General features: G+C 70.9%; 18 protein-coding genes and 1 pseudogene. 14 read left to right on the forward strand and 5 right to left on the reverse strand.

Features of this window, described 5'->3' with window-relative positions; genetic code table 11:
• Window positions 1-22: 22 nt before the first annotated feature.
• Window positions 23-1,762, reverse strand: coding sequence for a VanW family protein (locus HW837_RS04865; protein ID WP_193381880.1), 1,740 nt, complete (start codon window positions 1,760-1,762; stop codon window positions 23-25).
• Window positions 1,763-2,120: 358 nt separating this feature from the next.
• Between HW837_RS04865 and HW837_RS04870 the strand changes: the two genes are divergently transcribed.
• From HW837_RS04870 to HW837_RS04900, 7 genes are all read left to right on the forward strand, one after another.
• Window positions 2,121-3,536 carry a family 2B encapsulin nanocompartment shell protein gene (locus HW837_RS04870; protein WP_193381881.1) on the forward strand — a complete coding sequence of 472 codons (1,416 nt, stop codon included), beginning with the start codon at window positions 2,121-2,123 and terminating at the stop codon, window positions 3,534-3,536.
• Between the two features lie 246 nt (window positions 3,537-3,782).
• Window positions 3,783-5,156, forward strand: a complete 1,374-nt coding sequence (locus HW837_RS04875) for a family 2 encapsulin nanocompartment cargo protein terpene cyclase (RefSeq protein WP_193381882.1) — start codon at window positions 3,783-3,785, stop codon at window positions 5,154-5,156.
• Window positions 5,157-5,170: 14 nt separating this feature from the next.
• Entirely contained in the window at window positions 5,171-6,070 is a 900-nt protein-coding gene (locus tag HW837_RS04880; RefSeq protein WP_193381883.1) for a geranyl diphosphate 2-C-methyltransferase, read from the forward strand.
• A 175-nt stretch (window positions 6,071-6,245) separates the two neighbouring features.
• Entirely contained in the window at window positions 6,246-6,743 is a 498-nt protein-coding gene (locus HW837_RS04885; RefSeq protein ID WP_045560236.1) for a winged helix-turn-helix transcriptional regulator, read from the forward strand.
• A gap of 110 nt (window positions 6,744-6,853) precedes the next feature.
• A complete protein-coding gene (locus HW837_RS04890) occupies window positions 6,854-7,387 on the forward strand; it encodes an SRPBCC family protein (RefSeq protein WP_045559976.1) in 534 nt (177 codons plus the stop codon).
• The gene (locus HW837_RS04895) at window positions 7,387-8,442 is read left to right on the forward strand and encodes an LLM class flavin-dependent oxidoreductase (protein WP_193381884.1); all 1,056 of its coding nucleotides are present in this window, start codon (window positions 7,387-7,389) and stop codon (window positions 8,440-8,442) included. The genes HW837_RS04890 and HW837_RS04895 overlap by 1 nt, the downstream gene beginning before the upstream one ends.
• Window positions 8,443-8,590: 148 nt before the next feature.
• On the forward strand, window positions 8,591-9,238 hold the full coding sequence (locus tag HW837_RS04900) for a tetratricopeptide repeat protein (RefSeq protein WP_193381885.1): 648 nt from the start codon (window positions 8,591-8,593) through the stop codon (window positions 9,236-9,238).
• A gap of 48 nt (window positions 9,239-9,286) precedes the next feature.
• Here HW837_RS04900 and HW837_RS04905 read toward each other — a convergent pair whose 3' ends face one another.
• Entirely contained in the window at window positions 9,287-10,264 is a 978-nt protein-coding gene (locus HW837_RS04905) for an NAD(P)-dependent alcohol dehydrogenase (protein ID WP_045560235.1), read from the reverse strand.
• A 170-nt stretch (window positions 10,265-10,434) separates the two neighbouring features.
• Here HW837_RS04905 and HW837_RS04910 point away from each other — a divergent pair.
• Window positions 10,435-11,073 (forward strand): annotated as a pseudogene (locus HW837_RS04910) (TetR/AcrR family transcriptional regulator); the annotation flags it as partial.
• 379 nt (window positions 11,074-11,452) lie between these two features.
• On the opposite strand, the gene HW837_RS04915 reads toward HW837_RS04910, so the two are convergent.
• Window positions 11,453-12,364, reverse strand: a complete 912-nt coding sequence (locus HW837_RS04915) for a helix-turn-helix domain-containing protein (RefSeq protein WP_193381900.1) — start codon at window positions 12,362-12,364, stop codon at window positions 11,453-11,455.
• Window positions 12,365-12,492: 128 nt separating this feature from the next.
• On the opposite strand from HW837_RS04915, the gene HW837_RS04920 reads away from it, so the two are divergent.
• Complete coding sequence (locus tag HW837_RS04920; protein WP_093790503.1) at window positions 12,493-13,272, forward strand: MBL fold metallo-hydrolase; 780 nt, start codon at window positions 12,493-12,495, stop codon at window positions 13,270-13,272.
• Window positions 13,273-13,401: 129 nt separating this feature from the next.
• Here the strand turns inward: HW837_RS04920 and HW837_RS04925 are convergent, their stop codons facing one another.
• Window positions 13,402-13,788 (reverse strand): winged helix-turn-helix transcriptional regulator, encoded by a 387-nt coding sequence (locus tag HW837_RS04925; RefSeq protein WP_045559971.1) that lies wholly within the window; start codon window positions 13,786-13,788, stop codon window positions 13,402-13,404.
• A gap of 99 nt (window positions 13,789-13,887) precedes the next feature.
• Between HW837_RS04925 and HW837_RS04930 the strand changes: the two genes are divergently transcribed.
• From HW837_RS04930 to HW837_RS04940, 3 genes are all read left to right on the forward strand, one after another.
• Window positions 13,888-14,295 (forward strand): RidA family protein, encoded by a 408-nt coding sequence (locus HW837_RS04930; RefSeq protein WP_193381887.1) that lies wholly within the window; start codon window positions 13,888-13,890, stop codon window positions 14,293-14,295.
• Between the two features lie 299 nt (window positions 14,296-14,594).
• Window positions 14,595-15,917 carry an aldehyde dehydrogenase family protein gene (locus tag HW837_RS04935; RefSeq protein ID WP_045560233.1) on the forward strand — a complete coding sequence of 441 codons (1,323 nt, stop codon included), beginning with the start codon at window positions 14,595-14,597 and terminating at the stop codon, window positions 15,915-15,917.
• Window positions 15,918-16,241: 324 nt separating this feature from the next.
• On the forward strand, window positions 16,242-17,240 hold the full coding sequence (locus HW837_RS04940) for a YdcF family protein (RefSeq protein WP_052682986.1): 999 nt from the start codon (window positions 16,242-16,244) through the stop codon (window positions 17,238-17,240).
• 52 nt (window positions 17,241-17,292) lie between these two features.
• Here the strand turns inward: HW837_RS04940 and HW837_RS04945 are convergent, their stop codons facing one another.
• On the reverse strand, window positions 17,293-17,883 hold the full coding sequence (locus tag HW837_RS04945) for a TetR family transcriptional regulator (protein ID WP_193381888.1): 591 nt from the start codon (window positions 17,881-17,883) through the stop codon (window positions 17,293-17,295).
• Between the two features lie 191 nt (window positions 17,884-18,074).
• Here HW837_RS04945 and HW837_RS04950 point away from each other — a divergent pair, with 191 nt between their 5' ends.
• Both HW837_RS04950 and HW837_RS04955 read left to right on the forward strand, forming a co-directional pair.
• Window positions 18,075-19,502, forward strand: a complete 1,428-nt coding sequence (locus HW837_RS04950) for a coniferyl aldehyde dehydrogenase (RefSeq protein ID WP_193381889.1) — start codon at window positions 18,075-18,077, stop codon at window positions 19,500-19,502.
• A 238-nt stretch (window positions 19,503-19,740) separates the two neighbouring features.
• Window positions 19,741-20,586: an SDR family NAD(P)-dependent oxidoreductase gene (locus tag HW837_RS04955; RefSeq protein ID WP_313895490.1), complete on the forward strand. Its 846-nt coding sequence runs from the start codon at window positions 19,741-19,743 to the stop codon at window positions 20,584-20,586.
• Window positions 20,587-20,808 lie beyond the last annotated feature (222 nt).

Here is a 20,808-nt window from a genome sequence, read left to right on the forward strand (position 1 = left end):
TCCGTCCGTCCTCGGGCGCCGCCTATCGGGCGTCGGGCCGGTCGGCTTCGGCTTCCTCGGGGGCCTCGCAGGTGATCTCGTCGCGCGGGGTGTAGTGAGTGCGGAACGGCTCCCGCTTCACCGCCTTGCCGTCGTCGTAGAAGACCCGTTCCACGGTGACGTCGAAGCCTTCGAGCGGGGTCTGCGGCACGCACTTCTCGTCGGTGCTCACCTTCTTCTCCGGCGGCTTCACCCCGGTCCGGGGTCCCTTCACCGACTTGATGTCGTCGTACTTCCGGGTGCCGAGGAAGGTGACGGTCACCGAGGTGTCGGTGGCCTCGGCCTGGATGTAGAGGGCGTGACCGGAGTCGTTGGTGAACCGGAGATCGAGGCTGCCCCAGGCGACCGTCGCCTCACGGCCCTCCGGGTACCGCTCGATGTAGAACGAGTGGGCGCCGTGCTCGACCGGCTTCACCCCGGCGAAGAACAACGCGTTGTACATGGTGGTGGCCACGGCGGAGACACCACCGCCGGCCGCCTTGGTGAACTTGTCGTCGAGGATCATGACGCCCTCGACGAAGCCGTTGGCCTCGGTGCGTTGTCCCACGGTGCGGTTGAAGCTCCAGGTCTCGTCGGGCATGACGAGGGAGCCGTTGATGAGCTGGGCGGCCCGCCCGATGTTCTTCGTGCGGTACGCGGCCGGCTCGAAGTGGACGGTGAAGGACGACATCTTCTCCGTCAGCCCCAGGTGCGCCGCGTTCTCCCGGGTCACCTGGGGCTGGATCCGCCGTACGGCCACCTCGCCGGTACGGGCCGTGCCCGCTTCGGTGAGCAGCGGCAGCACGGCGCCGCTCAGCGCCCGGTCGGTGACCTCTACGCCGGTCCGGGCGTCGTCGGCCACCACGACCCGGTCGCCGTCCAGCCGCAGCCCGGCGTCGCGGGCCGTGGCGGTCACGCCGGCCAGGGGGCCGGCCACCTCGGGCTCCGCCCGCAGGCCCTTCCCGTCCAGCTTCGGGACGAGCCTGCCGGAGTCGTCCGGCCGCATCGTCAGGTGCTCGCCCACGACGGCCGGGCCGATCGTGAACCGGCTGCCGCCCGCGGTGAGGGTGACGGGCGCCGACATGGCCGGCCGCGCGAACTCGCGCACCGCCCGCCGCACCTCCGCCGCGTCCACCTTCGGCTCGGTCTCCCGTGCGGGCAGCGCCGTGACCGTGTCCGCCGTACCGCGCAGGAAGGAGGTCCGCAGGGTGCCGACGGCGGCGTCCACGTCCAGTGCGTAGCCCCGGTGCGGGGCGACCTGCTCGACCCGCCCGTCCTCGAAGTTCACGGCCCCGTCGTCGACCCGCCGGTCGAGGCCCTTCGCCAGCTTCCCGAGGGCGGCGCGGGCCTTCCCCTCGTCCAGGTGTACGACCGGCTCGATGTCACCGCCCGAGCGGAAGAGGCCGCCGATCATGCCGAGGGGATCGGAGGCCGTGCGGGCCGCCCGGTCGACGGTCCGCTCGGCGTCGAAGGCGAGTCCGGCCTGCCAGGGGTCGACGCTCCCTCGGCGGTCGCCGACCCGCACGGCCAGCTCCCGCGAGCCGGCCGCCGCCAGGTGGTCGTCCAGCTTGCGGACGGCCTCGGTGCGGCTGAGGCCGCCGATGTCCACCCCGCGCACGGTCGTGCCCGACTCGATCTCACCACCGGTGACGAGCAGGCCGGCCAGATACAGACCGCCGACACCGACGGTCAGCGCACCGCCGGCCAGGGCGAGGGGCGGCACGGAGGCTATTCGAGGGCGCATGGGTCTCCCGGAGCGGGGATCGGGGTGCGGCACGCTCGACGACGCACCACCACGAAAGGGGCAAGCACCTCAAGCTACCCATAAGGAATGACCGGATCATATGTCCCAGATCACTTGCGACAGCCGGACCGGTGGAGCGCGATGCCCCATCACGCACCGATAAACCGCATCGCACCGATTGTCACTGCTTCGAGGTAAGCATCTCGTCTGCCTGGTGGATCCGGCCGGTCCGGAGGCTAGGTTTTTGCAGGTGGACGGATTCCCGTGATCCTTCTCGCCCGTTGCCCATCCCTCCCTGTCCCCCGGTCGGCGCACCCGTGTGCGCCGGACGCCCCGTCGTGCAAGGAGACACCCCCCGATGTCCGTCGACAGCGTCCCGGACGCCCGGACCACACCCGGCGCGCCGCAGCAGTCCCTGAGCACCGCCGCCGCCCGCAACCTCGCCACCACCACCAAGTCCGCCCCGCAGATGCAGGAGATCACCTCCCGCTGGCTGCTGCGGATGCTGCCCTGGGTCGAGGCCGGAGGCGGGGCCTACCGGGTCAACCGACGGCTGCGCCACACCCTCGGCGACGGGCGCCTCGAGTTCGTCCAGGAGGGCGCCACGGTCCGGGTGATCCCCCGGGAGCTCGGTGAGCTGGCCCTGCTGCGCGGATTCGAGGACACGGACGTCCTCACCGCCCTCGCCGGCCGCTGCGCGCAGCGCGACTTCGCGGCGGGCGACGTCCTCGTCGAGCGCGGCAGCCCCGCGGACCGCATCCATCTGCTCGCCCACGGCCGGGTCAGCCGGACCTCCGAGGGCAAGTACGGCGAGAAGGTGGCCGTCGCGGTGCTGGCCGACGGCGACCACTTCGGCGAGAGCGCGCTGACGGACTCCGACGCCCGCCACGACTGCACGGTCACCGCCGAGACCTCCGGCACCCTCCTCACCCTCTCCCGTGCGGACTTCAGCGCGGTCCTGGAGTCCGCGCCCCGTCTCCGGGCCCATGTCGACACGTTCGCCTCCCGCGCACGGCAGCCGCAGAACAAGCACGGTGAGGCCGAGATCGCCGTGTCGGCCGGTCACTTCGGCGAACCCGACCTGCCGGGCACCTTCGTCGACTACGAACTACGGCCCCGCGAGTACGAACTCTCCGTCGCGCAGACCGTGCTGAGAATCCACACCCGGGTCGCCGACCTCTACAACGGCCCGATGAACCAGAGCGAGGAGCAACTCCGGCTCACCGTCGAGGCCTTGCGGGAACGCCAGGAACACGAGCTGATCAACAACCGCGAGTTCGGGCTGCTGCACAACGCCGACTTCAAGCAGCGCATCCAGCCCCGCTCCGGTCCCCCGACCCCGGACGACATGGACGACCTGCTCTGCCGTCGCCGAGGCACCAGGATGTTCCTCGCCCACCCGAGGACGATCGCCGCCATCGCACGCGGCTTCAACGCCTGCGGTCTCGTCCCCGACCACGTCGACCTCGGCGGACAGTCCGTCCCCGCCTGGCGCGGGGTGCCCATCCTGCCCTGCAACAAGATCCCGATCAGCAGGGAGCAGACCAGCTCCATCATCGCGATGCGCACCGGCGAGAAGAACCAGGGCGTCATCGGCCTGCGGCAGACGGGACTGCCCGACGAGTACGAAGAGGGCCTCTCCGTCCGGTTCATGGGCATCAACGAACAGGCGATCGTCTCCTACCTCGTCAGCACCTACTACTCCGCCGCGGTGCTCCTGCCCGACGCCCTCGGAGTGCTGGAGAACGTGCAGATCACCGACAGACCGCGCTGAGACGGACCCGAACCGCGGCAGGTCCACGCCCGACCCGCCCCGCGTCACGTACGTGGGTGCGCGGCCCGGTGACCCGCCCCGCGTCCGCACGTGCCCCATACGCCCCCGGGTGCGTACGTACGCACCCGCCACGCCCCGCTCGCGTACGCACCCGGCACGCCCCGCGTAAGCGCGTACGCGCCCCCGCGCCTCCGTATGCGCGCACGCACGACCGAGCACCCACCCCACCGCAGCAAGGAGACGCCGATGCCCGACCCCGGGCCCCTCGGATCAGCACCCCCTGAGCAGCGGCCGACACCGCCCGCGGCCGTGCCGGACGCCCCCGCACCGGTGGTCGCGAACCCTCCGGTCACGCCGATCCCCACCGGCTTTCTGGCGTCCCTGCATCCGCCGGTCACGATCCCGGGTCCGCCGATGTCACCGCCCCCGACGCCGGAGCCCGCACAGGCACAGGCGCCCGCGGCCGCCGCCGTACGGGACGCGCCCGACACGACCGCGGCCCACACGACCGCGCCCGACTCCGCCCTCCGGGCGATCCTGCGCGGACCGACCGGACCGGGCACGGCCTCGCTCTCCGTGGCCGGCCGTCACCGCCCCCCGCTCCCGGACCCGGTGTCCCCGGCACGCGCTCCGGCCGCCGAGGGACGAGCGGTGCCCGGCCTCTACCACCACCCCGTCCCGGAGCCCGATCCTGTGCGCGTCGAGGAGGTGAGCCGCCGCATCAAGCGCTGGGCGGAGGACGAGGTCCAGCTCTATCCGGAGGAGTGGGAGGGGCAGTTCGACGGCTTCTCCGTCGGGCGTTACATGGTCGGCTGCCACCCCGACGCCCCGACGGTCGACCATCTGATGCTCGCCACGCGGCTGATGGTCGCGGAGAACGCGGTGGACGACTGCTACTGCGAGGACCACGGCGGGTCACCCGTCGGTCTCGGCGGACGCCTGCTCCTCGCGCACACCGCACTCGACCACTTCCACAGCACCGGGGAGTACGCGCCGGCGTGGCAGGAGTCCCTCGCCTCGGACGCCCCGCGCCGGGCGTACCACAGCGCGATGGACCACTTCGTCCGCGCCGCCACGCCCTCGCAGGCCGACCGCTACCGGCACGACATGGCCCGGCTGCACATGGGGTACCTCGCCGAGGCCGCCTGGGCGGAGACCGGTCATGTCCCGGAGGTGTGGGAGTACCTGGCGATGCGCCAGTTCAACAACTTCCGCCCCTGCCCCACGATCACCGACACCGTCGGCGGCTACGAACTGCCCGCGGACCTGCACGCCCGGCCGGACATGCAACGGGTCATCGCCCTGGCCGGCAACGCGACGACCATCGTCAACGACCTGTACTCGTACACCAAGGAGCTCGACAGCCCGGGCCACCACCTGAACCTGCCGGTGGTGCTCGCGGAACGCGAGCAGCTCTCCGAGCGCGACGCCTATCTGAAGGCCGTCGAGGTCCACAACGAACTGCAGCACGCCTTCGAGGCGGCCGCGGCCGACCTCGCACAGGCATGCCCCCTGCCCACCGTGCTGCGTTTCCTCAGGGGCGTGGCCGCCTGGGTCGACGGCAACCACGACTGGCACCGCACCAATACCTACCGCTACAGCCTGCCCGATTTCTGGTGAAGAACGGATATTCAATGACCACTGAGACGACCGCCCCCACGACCGCCCCCACCACCGCTACCGCCACCGCGAAGATCCCGGCTCCGGCCTCGCCGTACCAAAAGGACATCGCCCGCTACTGGAACAACGAGGCACGGCCCGTCAACCTCCGCCTCGGCGACGTCGACGGCCTCTACCACCACCACTACGGCATCGGTGCCGTGGACCACTCCGCGCTCGGTGACCCGGCCGACAGCGAGTACGAGAAGAAGCTCATCGCGGAGCTGCACCGACTGGAGTCGGCGCAGGCGGAGTTCCTGCTGGACCACCTCGGCGGCGTCGGCCCCGACGACACCCTCGTCGACGCCGGCTGCGGGCGCGGCGGGTCCATGATCATGGCTCATCAGCGCTTCGGCTCCAAGGTGGAGGGCGTCACCCTGTCCGCCACGCAGGCCGACTTCGGCAACAGGCGTGCGCGGGAACTGCGCGTCGAGGACCATGTCCGCTCGCGCGTGTGCAACATGCTCGACACGCCCTTCGACAAGGGCAGCGTCACGGCCTCGTGGAACAACGAGTCGACCATGTACGTCGACCTCCACGACCTGTTCGCGGAGCACTCCCGCTTCCTGAAGGTGGGCGGCCGGTATGTGACCATCACCGGTTGCTGGAACCCCCGATACGGCCAGCCGTCGAAGTGGGTCTCCCAGATCAACGCCCACTTCGAGTGCAACATCCACTCCCGCCGCGAGTATCTGCGCGCCATGGCCGACAACCGTCTGGTGCCGCACACCATCGTCGACCTTACGCGGGAGACGCTGCCGTACTGGGAGCTGCGGGCCACGTCCTCGCTGGTCACCGGGATCGAGGAGGCGTTCATCGAGTCCTACCGGGACGGCTCCTTCCAGTACATCCTGATCGCAGCCGACCGAGTATGACCCCACCCTCGCGGGGCCGGTCCGGGTCCAGTTCCTCATCCCGGGCCCGGGCCCGGCCCCGCGAGGTGCGACATCTCCCTCACACGGGCGCAAGACCTCGCGTGCCTCTTCCGCGACCGGACTTCTCCGGCTGACCTGCTGGGTCTCTCGACCGGACGCACCTATGCTGGCCGCCATGAGGCGGACATCCTTTGCGCAGTGGCCCTGCTCGATCGCGCGGACCATGGATCTACTCGGGGACTGGTGGACACCCTTGGTGCTGCGGGAGGCGTTCTACGGCATCCGGCGGTTCGACGCCTTCCAGGAATCGCTCGGGATCGCCCGCAACACACTGACGGACCGGCTGCGCCGCCTGGTGGACGAGGGCCTGCTGGAGAAGCGGCCGTACCAGACCGACCCGGTCCGCCACGACTACGTACTCACCGAGATGGGCCGCGACTTCTACGGCGTACTGCTGGTGATGAACCGGTGGGGGGACCGTTGGCTGGCCGGTGAGGCGGGCCCGCCGGTGACGATGCGTCACGATGCGTGCGGCCGGGAGAGCCACGCCGAGGTGGTGTGCGCGGCCTGCGGCGAGCCGATGACCGCCGACGACACACACCCCCGAATGGGGCCCGGTTACCCGCCCCACCTGGCCGAACGGCCTGATGTGCGGGAGCGGTTCGCGGGCTGAGTCATCCGGCACAGCCCGTGCGCCCCCTCTTGACATGTGGGTCTATCTACGCAACTTTGCTGGTCAGTTGATTGCGTAAGAGTTCTCGGTGCCAGGGAGGCCGCCAGATCATGGAGTGGACGGGCGCGCGCTACGCGGACAGGCCGACGGTGGAGGTCCGAACCTGGATCGCCGCCCCACCGACGCGGGTGTGGACCCTGGTGTCCGACATCGGGCTGATGCCGCGGTTGAGCCCCGAACTGGAGTCGGTGCGCTGGCTGGACGACCGCGACGGCCCCGCGCTCGGAGCCCGGTTCGTCGGCACGAGCAAGCACGAGGCACTGGGTGAGTGGAGCACCACGTCCCACATCGTCGAGTACGAGCCGTCCCGCGTGCTCGCCTGGGCCGTCGAGGATCCCCAACACCCCACCGCGCTCTGGCGGTTCACCCTGGAGCCGGAGAACGACGGCACGCTGCTGCGGGAGTGGATGCAGATGGGGCCCGCCCGTTCGGGCCTCTCGTTCGCCATCGATCACATGCCGGACAAGGAACAGAAGATCGTCTTCGTACGCATGCGGGAGTTCGAGGCCAACATGACCGTCACCCTGAGGGAGATCAAGAAGCTGGCCGAGGGTGCCGAGGCCGTGGGCGAGGCGGGCCTGTGATGCGTACCTCCACCACGATCGAAGCCTCCGGGGGCGACTGGCGCCAGATCGTCGACTACGTCACCGAAGCGGAGAAACTCGGCCTGGACATCTGCTGGGTCGCGGAGGCATGGGGTTCGGAGGCACCCTCGCCGCTGGGCTACCTCGCCGCGCGAACCGAACGCCTGCTGCTCGGATCGGGCATCATCCAGCTCGGTACCCGCACGCCGATGGCCATCGCCCGTGCCGCGATCACGCTGTCGCAGATCTCCGAGGGGCGCTTCCTCCTCGGGCTCGGCCCCTCGGGACCGCAGGTGATCGAGGGACTGCACGGGGTGCCGTTCGACCGGCCGCTGTCCCGGATGCGCGAGACCGTCGAGATCGTGCGACAGGCCGCCTCGGGCGACAAAGTCTCCTACGCCGGGCGGGAGTTCCGGATCCCGCTGCCGGGCGAGGCCAGGCCCATGCGTCTGTCGATGCGCGCCGAGTACGACATCCCCGTCTACCTGGCGACCCTCTCGCCGAAGATGCTGCGCCTGACCGGGGAGATCGCCGATGGATGGCTGGGCACCAGTTTCGTACCCGAGGGCGCGAAGGAGGCGTACTTCGACCACCTGGACGAAGGACTGACCGCCGCCGGTCGCACCCGCGCCGACCTCGACATCTGCCAGGGCGCCGAGGTCGCCTTCGCGGAGGACGAGGACGCGCTGCGGGCGATGGTCGCCGGGCGCAAGAAGGAACTGGCGTTCAGCCTCGGCGGCATGGGATCCGCGACCACGAACTTCTACAACAACGCCTACAGCCGCCAGGGTTGGGCCGAGGTCGCGGCCGAGGTCCGCGAGCGCTGGCAGGCCGGGGACCGGGACGGCGCGGCCGCCCTCGTCACCGACGAGATGGTGCTGGCGACCACGCTGATCGGCACGGAGGAGATGGTGCGGGAACGGCTGCGCGTCTGGCGCGCCGCCGGCGTCGACACCGTCCGCTTCTACCCGGCCGGCGACACACTCGACGCCCGGCTCACCACCCTGGGCCGGGCCGTCGAACTGGTACGTGAGGTCAAGGCCGCCGGCGGGTGACTGGCCGTTCGACGAACGGCGACCGGCGAACGACGACGGTGCCGGTCGCCCCACCCTCCCGCCGCCGTGCCGCGACAACTCCCGTGTCCTGTAAGGGAGTCCGGGGATAGCCTCGGCGCTGTCACGTCCGACGGGGAAGGGCCGGGGTATGCAGGGGCAGGACTGGATCGCACGTACGGGAGAGCTGTTCGAAGCGGCGATGTTCCGCGGGGACGCGTCCGCGCTCGACCGGTCGGACGACGTGCTGGACGCGGTCGAGGCGCCGCTGGCCATGGCACGGGGGAAGGTGCTGCACGTCCGGTTCCTGAACGACCGCGAGGAGGACGCCCAGGAGCTGGCGCTGTTCGAGCGCGCGGCCGAGTTGTACGAGCGTCTGGGGGATGTGCCGGGTGAGGCGGACGCGCTGTTCTGGGTCGGCTGCTGGCATCAGGTGGTCAAGGGCGACGGTGTCACCGGCAGGCCGTACTTCGAGCGGTCGTACGCGCTGGCGAAATCCGTCGACGACCGGATGACGATGTCCTACGCGATTCGGCATCTCGGCTTCGTCGACAGGGACGCGGGCCGCTTCGACCGGGCCCGCGAGCGGCTGACCGAGTCGGTGGCGCTGCGCCGTGAGATCGGCTTCAGGCCCGGGGAGGCGGCCGGCCTGGTGGCACTGGCCTACCTCGCGGCGGAGACCGGCGACCCGGCGGCGGCGTCCCATCACCTCGACGAGGCACGCTCGGTGGCCGAGAGCTGCGGTGCGAAGGCCGTGTCTGGCTGGATCGAGGAAGCCCGCACCCACATCCGCTCCTAGGTCCCTCGGTCACACTCCTGGAAGGGCCTCGGCACCTCCCGAGGCACCTCAGTCGACCCTGACCACGTACTTGCCGCGCACTCCGCCCGCCTCCAGCGCCCGGTGTGCCGCCGCCGTCTCCTCCAGGGGGAAGACCGTGTCCACCGCCGGCCGCAGCCGCCCCTCCGTCACCTGGCGGGCGAGGTCGTCGAAGTGGGCGCGTCCGGGGTTGCCGCTGAAGAAGCGCACCCGGCCGCGTCCGTGGACGGCGCTGGCCGCGATGTAGCCCAGCGAGGCCACGGGCCGCGTCAGGTCGACGGCGATGGTGACCATGCGACCGCCGGGCTTCAGCAGCCGCCTTACGGTGCGCAGGTCGGTGCCCGCCGTGTCGAGGACCACGTCGAACGGTCCCAGCTCCGCCAGGGGCACGGCATGGTGGTCGACGGCGTGGTGGGCACCGAGTGTGCGGACGAAGTCGAGGTTGGCGGCGCGGGCCAGGCCGGTGACCTCGGCACCGTACGCCTGTCCGAGCTGCACGGCGGCGTTGCCGACGCCACCCGCCGCACCCCGTACGAGCAGCTGTTCGCCGGGGCGCAGTGCGGCCCTGTCGCGGAGGGCCGTGACGGCGGTGGTGGCCACCGGCAGCGCGGCGGCGGCCACGGGGTCCAGCCCGTCCGGGATCCGGCCGAGCCGCTCGGGCCGCACCGTCAGGTATTCGGCGGCGCTGCCGAATCCGGAGGTGCGGCCGAGGACGCCCCACACCTGGTCGCCGACCGCGACGCCGGTCGCGCCGGTGCCGAGTGCGGCGACCTCGCCGGTGAAGTCCAGCCCCATGCGCTGCGGGAACCTCCGGCCGGTGATGAGGCGGGCCCGACCGGAACGGGCCGCCAACTCCCCGCCGTTCACGCTGAACGCGCGCACCCGCACGAGAACCTCGCCGGGCGCCGGTGCGGGACGGGGCACTCGGCCCACGTACAGCACCTCAGGGCCGCCGAAGCGGTCGAACAGCACGGCTTTCATCGTGCGGTCGTTCGTCGTTCGGTTCATCGTTCGGTCGTTCGTCGTTCGGTCGTTCGCCATTTGGTCGTTCGTCATTCGGTCGTTCATCGTCGCGTTCTCTCCTTCGCCACCAGTGGCCGTGCGGGGGGATCCTGGCGCCCGAGCGTAGGCTGGCAAACGGACGAGATCGTCCATTTGGCCGGAGGTGAGAGACAGCGGTGGGGGAACCCTCTCGGATCGCGGGGCAGGACGGGCTGCGGGCGGACGCCCGGCGCAACCGGGAGCGGGGCCTCGCCGCAGCCCGCCTGGTCTTCGCCGAGCACGGCATCGACGCGCCGATGGCGACGGTGGCGCGCCGGGCGGGGGTCGGCGTGGCGACGCTGTACCGGCGTTTCCCCACGCGGGACGCCCTGGTGCGGGCCGCGTTCGCGCACCAGATGGAGACCTGTGCCCGCGCGCTCACCGAGGCGCTGGCCGACCCCGATCCGTGGCAGGGCTTCCAGCGGCTGGTCGAGACGGTCTGCGAACTGCAACGGGAGGAACGGGGTTTCCCGGCCGCGTTCGTCGCGGCCTTCCCGGACAGCACCCGAGAACACGCGCCTGCGCGGGAGCGGGCCGAGCGGGACTTCATGACCCTGGTCGGCAGGGCACAGGCGGCGGGCGCACTGCGGGCCGACTTCCACCCCTCCGACCTTGCCGTGGCCCTGTTGTCCCACTGCGCCCTGGTCACCGCGCTGCCGGGCGACCACGCGGCGTCCCGGCGCCTGGTGGCGTACCTGCTCCAGTCGTTCCGCACCGAGGCGGCGCACGGCACGCTCCCGCCGCCGAGCACCCTGTCGCTGCGCAGCCTCCCGCTCACGCCCGCTAGGGCCCTTCTGATGGATCTCCGTGGGAGAAGGAGCGGCGTCGTGGGGGTCCCTCCCGCTCGAGCGGAGCCGAGAGTGGGGGAGCGTGCGCTCGGCGTGCGGCGTGGAGGGTCTTGTGGCGGAGCCACCTGGCCCTTCGCGGCGTGCGGCGAGCGTGCGTGCCGGGCGCCGCGACGCCGCGGAGATCCATCAGAAGGGCCCTAGGGCACCCTCACCCACGGGGCACCGCGTCACGTGACATCGGCGGCGATCCGGAGTCGAGGGCCCGCCGAGCTTGCTGCGTTCGGAGGCGTCCTGCGGCGTGCGCCGCACACCACGGCCTCGCTCGGACCTGATGGCCTTGGAGGGCTCCCGCCCTGACAACCCTGGCTCAGCCCTGATGCCCCTGGTGGGTCCGGCGGAAGGCGCCCGGCGTCATTCCGGTGTGGCGGGTGAAGAACTTGCCGAAGTTGGTGGGTTCGAGGAAGCCCAGGCGGCGGGCGATGGTCGCCACCGGCTGGTCGGTGTGGGCCAGCAGGCGCTGTGCCTCCAGGGCGACCCGGCCGTCGATGACGTGTTTCACGGGCTGCCCGGTGGCGGCCGTACAGGCGCGGGTCAGGGTCTTGACCGTATAGCCGATCCGGTGGGCGTAGTCGGCGGCGCGGCGGGTCGCGGCGTAGGAGCGTTCCAGCTCGGCGCGGAAGCGGGTGTAGACCTCGCCGCCCGCCTGCGGGTCGACGCCGCCCTCGGAGGGAGGCAGCCGGTCGATCTGCAACAGCACGGTGGCGAGCAGGAGTTGGAGGATCTCCGCCGACACGGACTGCTCGGGGCGGTAGTACTCGCCCCGGATCTGGCCCAGCAGGGTGTGCAGCACCGCGTACGACGGACTGGCGCCCAGTTGTCGGCACGCGGGCCCGTACCACTCGTTCACCAGCCGGTCGGCGCTGCTGCTGTGGGGCGGGAAGGCCGGGGTGAACAGCAGGTGCGTGCCGTTGGCCGTGCCCGGCCGGACGAAGCTCTGGACCTGGCCGGGCCGGACCCGGAGCAGCGTGCCGGGGCGGCAGGGGTAGGTCACGAAGTCGATCGCGTGTTCCCCTCTGCCCTCCGTGATCAGCGTCAGGGTGTGGAAGTCCACCCGGTGCACCAGGTCGGGCCGCCTGCCCCGCCGTCGACGCCGTTCGTGCAGCGTGGCCAGGTCGATGATCTCGAAGCCGGGGACCCGCTCCTCGGGCGGATCGAAGTCGAGCCGGAGGATGGACCCGTCCCGGGCGCGATCGGCTCCCGCAGGATCCGCGTGGACCATCGCGATCTCCAGATGTCCTCGAATGACCATGCCGCGTCTTCAGCGTATCTCGTCTGCCTGCGCTTTCACGGCGAGAGTTGAGGACATCGAGACGGCGCCGAGCCGCCTCCACCTCAAGGAGCATCCCCATGAACGGCACGGTCACGGTCCTCGACAAGGGCACGGTTCGCATCCACAGCTACATGTCGCCGGCGGACACCTTCCACACCACCACCCAGCTGATCGAGACCCCGGCCCGGATCATCGCGATCGACGCCCAGTTGCTCCCTTCCTACGCCGACGAGGCCGTCACCTACGCCAAGGGCCTGGGCAAGCCGCTGGACCGGCTCATCGTCACGCACGCCCACCCCGACCACTACAACGGCGCCGCCCGCTTCGGCGTCCCCGTCCACGCCCTACCCGAGGTGCGCGAGCAGATCATCGCCCGCGGGGACAGCCATCTGCCCACCGGCGTGGTCATCCCGCTCGCCGAGTTCACCCCGACCGTGGACGTGGCCCCGGGCACCGAGGTCATCGACGGCGTCCCGTTCGTCTTCGAGGCCGTCTCCGGCGGCGAGGCCGCCGACGAACTGCTCGTCAAGCTGCCGGAACAGGGCGTCCTCGTCGCCCAGGACCTCGTCTACAACGACGTCCACCTCTACCTGGGCAACAACGACATCAGCGGCTGGCAGCGGGCCCTCGACGCCCTGGCCGCCGCATCCGGCTACGACACGATCCTCGCCGGCCACGGCCTGCCCTCCGGCCCCGACGTCTACGAGGACGTCCGCCGCTACCTCACCGACGCCCACGAACTCCTCGGCGACGACGGCGACGCGTACAAGAAGGCCATCGTCGACCGGTACCCCACCCACATCGGCCCGTTCATCATCGACATCGCCAACCGGTCCCTCTTCACGGCCGGCAACTGAACGCCGGGCAGGGGAACACCGAACGCCGGCGCCCGCGGTGGGCCCGGCCGCGTCCCGGCGTCCTCCCGCCCCCCGGCTGCGCGTCCGCCGCACGCCCCGCCCCACACGCCGTCAGGCCGAGTCGAACCGTCAGACCGAGTCGAACCGGTCCCGGGCCGTCTCGATGGCGCCCAGATAGCGGTGCGTCCAGTCGCACATGGCGTCGACCGTCGCGCGCAGGGCCCGGCCCGGTTCCGTGAGGGTGTACTCGACGCGTGGCGGGACGGTCGGGTACACCGTGCGCTCGACCAGGCCGTTGCGCTCCAGCAGCCGCAGGTTCTGTGTGAGCATCTTGTGGCTGATGCCCTCGATCTCGGCCCGCAGCTCGGTGAAGCGCAGGGTGCGGTCGCCCACCGCTTCGATGATCAACAGCGCCCACTTGTTGGCGATGTCCGTGAAGATCTCCCGCGCCAGGGAATCCGCCCGCGTCACATCGGCTTCGTCCTTGGCCGAGCCGTTGACCAGCTTGGTCACCATCAGGTTCCCCAGTCACCAGAAAGTGCGTTCTTCCACGTCAGCGCTCACTCTCCTACGGTTCCCGAGTAACCACAAGAGAGCACAAGGAGCCGTACGACCATGGCCATCACCCTGCTGAACCCCGAGGGACTGCCCCAGATCGGCGTCTACCGCCAGGTGGCGATCGCGTCCGGTACAAGGACGGTGTTCGTCGCTGGACAGGTCTCCTGGGACGCCGACGGAGTCACGGTCGGCGAGGGCGACCTGGCCGCCCAGGTCGAGCAGTGCTACCTCAACGTGGGCACCGCGCTGGCCGGAGCGGGCGCGTCGTTCGACGACGTCGCGAAGCTCACCGTCCACGTCGTCGACTGGACGCCGGACAAGATGCCCCTGCTCATGGCCGGGGTGGCCCGGGCGGCCGCGAAGTTGGGAGTCACCCACGCGCCACCGGCCACGCTGATCGGCGTCGCGGCGCTGGACGTGCCCGGGCATCTGGTCGAGATCGAGGCCACGGCGGTCCTCGACTGAACACCGCGTCAGGCCTCGTACACCGGAGTTACCGCGGCGACCGCCGCCGTCGGAGTCGCGCTGTCGGAGTCGCGCTGTCAGGCCTCGCTCTCGGCGAGTCCTCCGGCGCGATTCGACCTCGCCTCGTGAGCCTCGCCTCGTGAGCCTGGCCTCGTGAGCCTGGCCTCGTGAGCCTGGCCTCGTGAGTCTCGTCACGAAGACGCGTCGACGGGATGTGGCGGAGCACAAGAAAGGCTGACAGACATGTGATCGAGACTCCGCGCCGGGCGGCGACCGCCCGCGTCCACCTGCGAGGCACCATGAGCCACCACACACCCGAGCAGCCCGCCGACGTCGTGGCCCGGCTGCGCGCCACCTTCCGCGCCGGACGCACCAAGCCCGTCGAATGGCGCACCGGCCAGCTGCGCCAACTGCGGGCGATGCTCACCGAGCGGGGCGCCGACCTTGCCGCCGCCCTCAAGGCGGACCTCGGCAAGAGCAGCACCGAGGCCTACCGCACCGAGATCGACTTCACCGTCCGGGAGATCGACCACACCCTGGACCACCTGGACGGGTGGCTGCGCCCCGAGGCCGCGCCCGTCCCCGCGCACCTGGGCGCCGACGCGACCGCCTGGACGCGGTACGACCCCCTCGGCGTCGTACTCGTCATCGCCCCGTGGAACTACCCGGCCCAGTTGCTGCTCGCCCCGGTGGTCGGCGCGCTCGCCTCCGGCAACGCGGTGGTGGCCAAGCCGAGCGAGCTGGCCCCGGCCACCTCCGCCGCGCTGGCCGAGCTTCTCCCGGCCTATCTCGACGCCGACGCGGTCGCCGTCGTCGAGGGCGGCGTCCCGGAGACCACGGCCCTGCTGGCGGAGCGGTTCGACCACGTCTTCTACACCGGCAACGGCACCGTCGGCCGCATCGTGATGCGCGCCGCGGCCGAGCACCTCACGCCGGTCACCCTGGAACTCGGCGGCAAATCCCCGGTGTTCGTCGACCGCGGCACCGACCTCGACGTGGTCGCCGACCGGCTGGCCCGCGGCAAGTTCCTCAACGCCGGACAGACCTGTGTGGCCCCCGACTACGTCCTCACCGACCCGGAGACCGCAGCCGCCCTGGAGGCCGCCCTGGTCCGCGCCGTCGACGCCCTGTACGGTGCCGACCCGGCGTCCTCGCCGGAATACGGCCGGATCATCAACGAGCGGCATTTCGACCGGCTGTCCGCCCTGCTCGACTCCGGCCGTGTCGTGGTCGGCGGCGGCAGCGACCGCGCCGGCAAGTACATCGCGCCCACGGTGCTCGCGGACGTCGACCCGAAGTCCCCTGTGATGCAGGAGGAGATCTTCGGGCCGATCCTTCCCCTCGTCACCGTATCCGGACTCGACGAGGCGATCGGCTTCATCAACGACCGTGACAAGCCCCTCGCGCTGTACGTCTTCAGCGAGTCCAGTGAGACCCGCGACCGGATCGCCGCAGAGACCTCCTCCGGCGGCCTCGGGTACGGCCTGCCGCTCGCTCATCTCACCGTCTCCGACCTGCCGTTCGGCGGGGTGGGGGAAAGCGGCATGGGCAACTACCACGGCAGGTACTCCATCGAGACGTTCAGCCACCGCAAGGCAGTCCTGAACAAGCCACTGAACTGACACCTGCGGCCGGGACCTGTCGCGACGCGGCAGGAGCGGGCAGCGGACTGCGGCTGCCGCGGCACGGGCGGGCGTACCGCCTGCGGGCCGGGCTGCAGGACACACCGTGCCTGTGTGTTCTGCGCGGCCGCCGGGCAGGACACACAGGCACGACGCGTGCTCCGGTCCTGCACACCACCGTCGCCGCCCGCGTTCGGCGCACCACAGCAGGTCTGGGAGGATGGCCGGCAGCCGCTCGTACCGGGTCCGGGAACCCGCGGGCGGCGAGCGGCGGGCGGGCACGGGCAGCGGCCCGGTGGGCGGGAGAGCGGAGCGGTGCGGCACATGCCGGAGTACCCGGAGTACCTCGCCGCGGTCGTGTTCGCCGCGGGCGGTGTCGTCAACGCCCTGCTGGCACCGCACCGGTTCTCCACCGCCGTCCTGTTCTGTCTCGCGCTGACCTCTGCCGGACTCGGCGTGGCAGGCCGCAGCGCCGCAGCCCACCCGACCATCACCACCGGTCTCGCCGGCGCCGCCCTGCTCGTGGTGCTCGCGCTGGGCCTGCTGCTGCTGGCGGACGGCATCCTCCTGGTCCGGCGCTACGGACCGCAGGCAGCGCTGCTGGCGACCGGGGCCGCCGGCTGCGGGTTGCTGGCGGTGCTCGGCCTCAACGCGGTCTTCCACGCGGTCGGCGGCGAGGCGTTCGGTGCCCTCGTGGTCGCGGTGAACGCGGCCGCGAGCTACCTCACTCTGCTCTTCCTGGCCTTCGTCGGCTATGTGTTCGTCCAGGGCCGCAGCACGCCCCTGCCGGAAACCACCCATGTCGTCGTCCTGGGCGCCGGGCTCGACGGCGACCGGCCCGGCCCGCTGCTGACCCGCAGGCTGGAACACGCCCTCGCGATCGACGCCGCCCCCGCACCGGACACGCCTCGTGTGGTCTTCGTCGTCTCGGGCGGCCAGGGCGACGACGAGGTCCGCTCCGAGGCGGACGCGATGGCCGACTATCTGCGCGGACGCGGAGTGCCCGCCGACCGGATCGTGCGGGAGGACCGCTCCGTCAACACCAGGCAGAACCTCCGCTTCAGCGCGGCCCTCGTGGACGGCACCACGGCCGGCCTCCGTGCCACGGTGGTCACCAGCGGCTTCCACGTCTACCGCACGAGCCTGCTGGCCCGCCGCGCCGGCGTGTCCGTGCACGTCGTGGGCGCGCCGACCTCCCCCGCCTACTGGCTGGCCGCGACGCTGCGCGAATTCGCCGCCATCCTGTGGCTGGACCGCCTCCCCCTGGTCGGACTCAGCCTGCTGCTGGCAGTGCCGGTGGCGACGGCGGTCTTCGAGCACTGAGGCGTCGGCCGCAGATCCTGGACGCGGCCGGCGATCCCGGACGCGGCCGGTTTCAGGTGGGTCGTCGGACGGCGTGTACGGCGGTGTCGTAGAGGTCGAACATGTCGGCCCGGCCGCCCAGGCGTACCCATTCCTCGTTGGCTGTCTGCATGCAGATGATCGCTGTGGCTGCGACGGCGCGGGCTTGCAGGGTGCGGCGCTCGGAGTCGGGCAGTCGCGGTTCGATCAGCGGGGCGAACAGGTCCTGCCAGCGGCCTTGCTTCTCGGCGTGCCCTGCACGCAGGGAGTCGTTGCCGAACAGCAGCGTGATGAACTCCAGGCGCGCTTCCCCTGCCATGTCGATCTCTTCGAGCACCTGGAACGCCGCGCGCAGCGCCGTCCAGGCATCCTCGTCGGCCGGGCGCTCGGCGAGACGCGCGGCGATCAGTTCGCCCTGTTCGTCCAGGCCGCTGAGCGCGAGGTCCTCCTTGTTGCGGAAGTAGTTGAACAGGGTCCGCCGGGAGACGCCCGCGGCGGCGGCGACCTCGTCGAGGGTCGTGTTGTCGAAGCCCTTGGCGGCGAACAGCTCGATGGCGGTCCGGGCCAGCAGTGATCGGACCACGGAGCGGGTCTGTTCCCGAAGGGGTGTCGGTTTCCGAGTCATGCATTGATGGTACTTCGACTCACGTGATGCATCTACTTGCACTCAGTGCAAAGCCATGCGTAGAGTGAATGCCATGAGCGGGCCGCGCTGCTCGATGGTCCGGTTCACGGGCAGGATGGCCCGCCGCCAGCGCCCGCAGCACCCGTCGCTCTCACCGACAGCTCCCTCACCCACAGCTAAGGAACGCGATCATGACCGTCACCGACATCACCGCGCAGCCCACCGACGCGGAGCGCTTCCACCACATCCTCGAAACTCAGCGCGCCGCCTACCTCCGCGACGGAGCGCCCTCCCTCCAGGCGCGGCGCAGCGATCTGACCCGCTTCAGGGCGGCGCTGATCGCCCGGCGTGGCGAGATAGAGGAGGCGATCAACGACGATTTCGGACATCGCTCGCGACACGAGAGCGCGCTGATGGAAGTCGTGGGGGTCGTGCAGGGCATCGACTACCTGCGGCGCAACCTTCGCCGGTTCATGCGCCCGACCCGCCGCCGCATCGAGCCGCTGCTGCGTTTCGGCAGTAACCGCATCGAGTACCAGCCGCTCGGCGTGGTCGGCGTCATCTCGCCGTGGAACTATCCGGTCAACCTGTCGCTGATGCCCGTCGTCACCGCGATCGCGGCCGGCAACCGCGTCATGCTCAAGCCGTCGAAGCTGACCCCGGCGACGAACGCGGTGCTCGCGTCGATGCTCAGCGAGCTCTTCCCGCCGGAGCAGGTCACGATGGTCAGCGGCGACGGATCCGCGTTCTCCTCCTTGCCGTTCGACCATCTCGTCTTCACCGGCAGCACCGAGGTCGGGCGGGCCGTGATGAAGGCGGCCGGCGACCACCTCGTCCCTGTCACGCTGGAACTCGGCGGCAAGTCCCCGACCATCGTGGCCAAGGGACACGTCCACGACCGGGCCGTGTCCGACATCGTCTTCGGCAAGCTACTCAGCGGCGGGCAGACCTGCATCGCCCCCGACTACGCCCTGGTGCACGAATCCGAGATCGACGCCTTCATCGCCGCCTACGACCGACTGGTGAAGGCCGCCTACCCCGACGGACCCACCAGCGACGACTACACCTCGATCATCGACGACAAGCAGTACAGGATCCTCACCCACCTGATCGACGACGCCCGCGCCCACGGGGCGCGGATCATCGAGGTCGGACACCGGCCTGGCGACGCGGCCCGCCGCCCGCACACCCTCGCACCGACCGTCGTACTCGGCGTCACCGACGACATGCGCATCGCCCACGAGGAGATCTTCGGCCCCATCCTGCCGGTCTTCGGCTACCGCGACATAGACGACGCCATCACCTACGTCAACGCACGCCCGCGGCCGCTCGCGCTCTACTACTTCGGCGACAACGGCCCCGACCGGCGCAAGGTCCTCGACCGCACGACCTCCGGCAACGTCACCGTCAACGGCACCATCATGCACGTCGCGCAGGACGACCTCCCCTTCGGCGGCGTCGGTGCCAGCGGGATGGGCAAGTACCACGGCATCGAAGGCTTCCGCACGCTCAGCCACCCCAAGGGCATCCACGTCCAAGGACGCCGGAACGCCACCCGCCTGCTGCGCGCCCCCTTCAGCAAGCGCACCGAAACCCTCCTCAACTTCCTGCTCCGGTAACGGAGTTACCCCGGGGCCCGCCGCCCCTCAGCACCCACACACAAGCCTGAGCCGCCGCGAGGACGACCGCGCGGCCGAGATGCGGGCATGGGGCGCCGAGGTCACCACCGGGATCACCTCACACGCCACGACCATCGCCCAGGCAGGCTCCGCGCCCGCCTCGACAACAGACGAACACCCGATGACGGTCACGGACCGTCGCATGAATTGAAAGGAGAGAAGGGGCAGAAGTGCCCGCGTGGGCGCCGTGTCCCCGACCGCCATGAACAGGATCGACTACCGTACCCAGACCACATTGATCACCGGTGCGAGTGCCGGGCTCGGCGCGGAGTTCGCCCGCCAGTTCGCCGAGCGCGGCTCGGATCTCGTGCTGGTCGCCCGCCGCGCGGACCGGCTTCAGGCCCTGGCCGACGAGCTGTCCGCGAAGTACCAGATCACCGCCACCGTGGTGCCCTTCGACCTCACCGTGCCGGCCGCGGGCGAGGCACTGGCCCAGGAGATGACCCGGCGCGGGATCACCGTCACCAGCCTCGTCAACAACGCCGGCTTCGGCACCCACAGCCCGTTCCGCCAGGAGGACCCGGCACGCGTCCAGCAGGAGATCAACCTGAACGTGGCCGCCCTGGTCGACGTCACCAGGGCCTTCATCGGCCAGCTGACCGGCGTCCTGGTCAACGTCGCCAGCTCCCTCGGCTACCAGCCCTGGCCCAACGCCGCCGTCTACGGCGCCACCAAAGCCTTCGTGCTCAGCTTCACCGAGGCACTGTGGCAGGAATCGCGCGGCACCGGCCTGCGCGTGCTCGCCCTCTCCCCGGGCCCCACCCGCACCGAGTTCTTCGACACGGCCGGCACCGACGACATGGCCCGCGGAGTCCGGCTGCAGACCCCGCGCCAGGTCGTCACCACCGCACTGCGCACACTGGACAAGCGCAACCCACCGCCCAGCGTCGTCTCCGGCGCCTTCAACCGGGTGATGACCCTGACCTCGCGCTTCACCACCCGCCGAGCCAACGTCCTGGCCTTCGGCGCGATGACCCAATGGCAGATGCGCTCGAGCCGGCCCGGCCCCCAGCCCGGCCACTGACCTGCTCCGGACCACCGTCAACAGGTGCACCAGGGGCCGCGCACCCGGGTATCACCGGCACCCGTGTGCCGGTGATACCCGGGTGGACGCGTTCGAGGATCTCCCTGTGGGTCCGGCCCTCTGGCGCGTCCCTGCGTATGTCACCGGCGGACACAGACATCTCCCCGCTCACGGTGCGGACGCCCCTTGACACCCCGAGTGCCCATGGGCAAGGTCCTGATC

The sequence above is a fragment of the Streptomyces caniscabiei genome (genome assembly GCF_014930365.1).
In the GTDB taxonomy this organism is placed as follows: Bacteria; Actinomycetota; Actinomycetes; order Streptomycetales; family Streptomycetaceae; genus Streptomyces; species Streptomyces caniscabiei.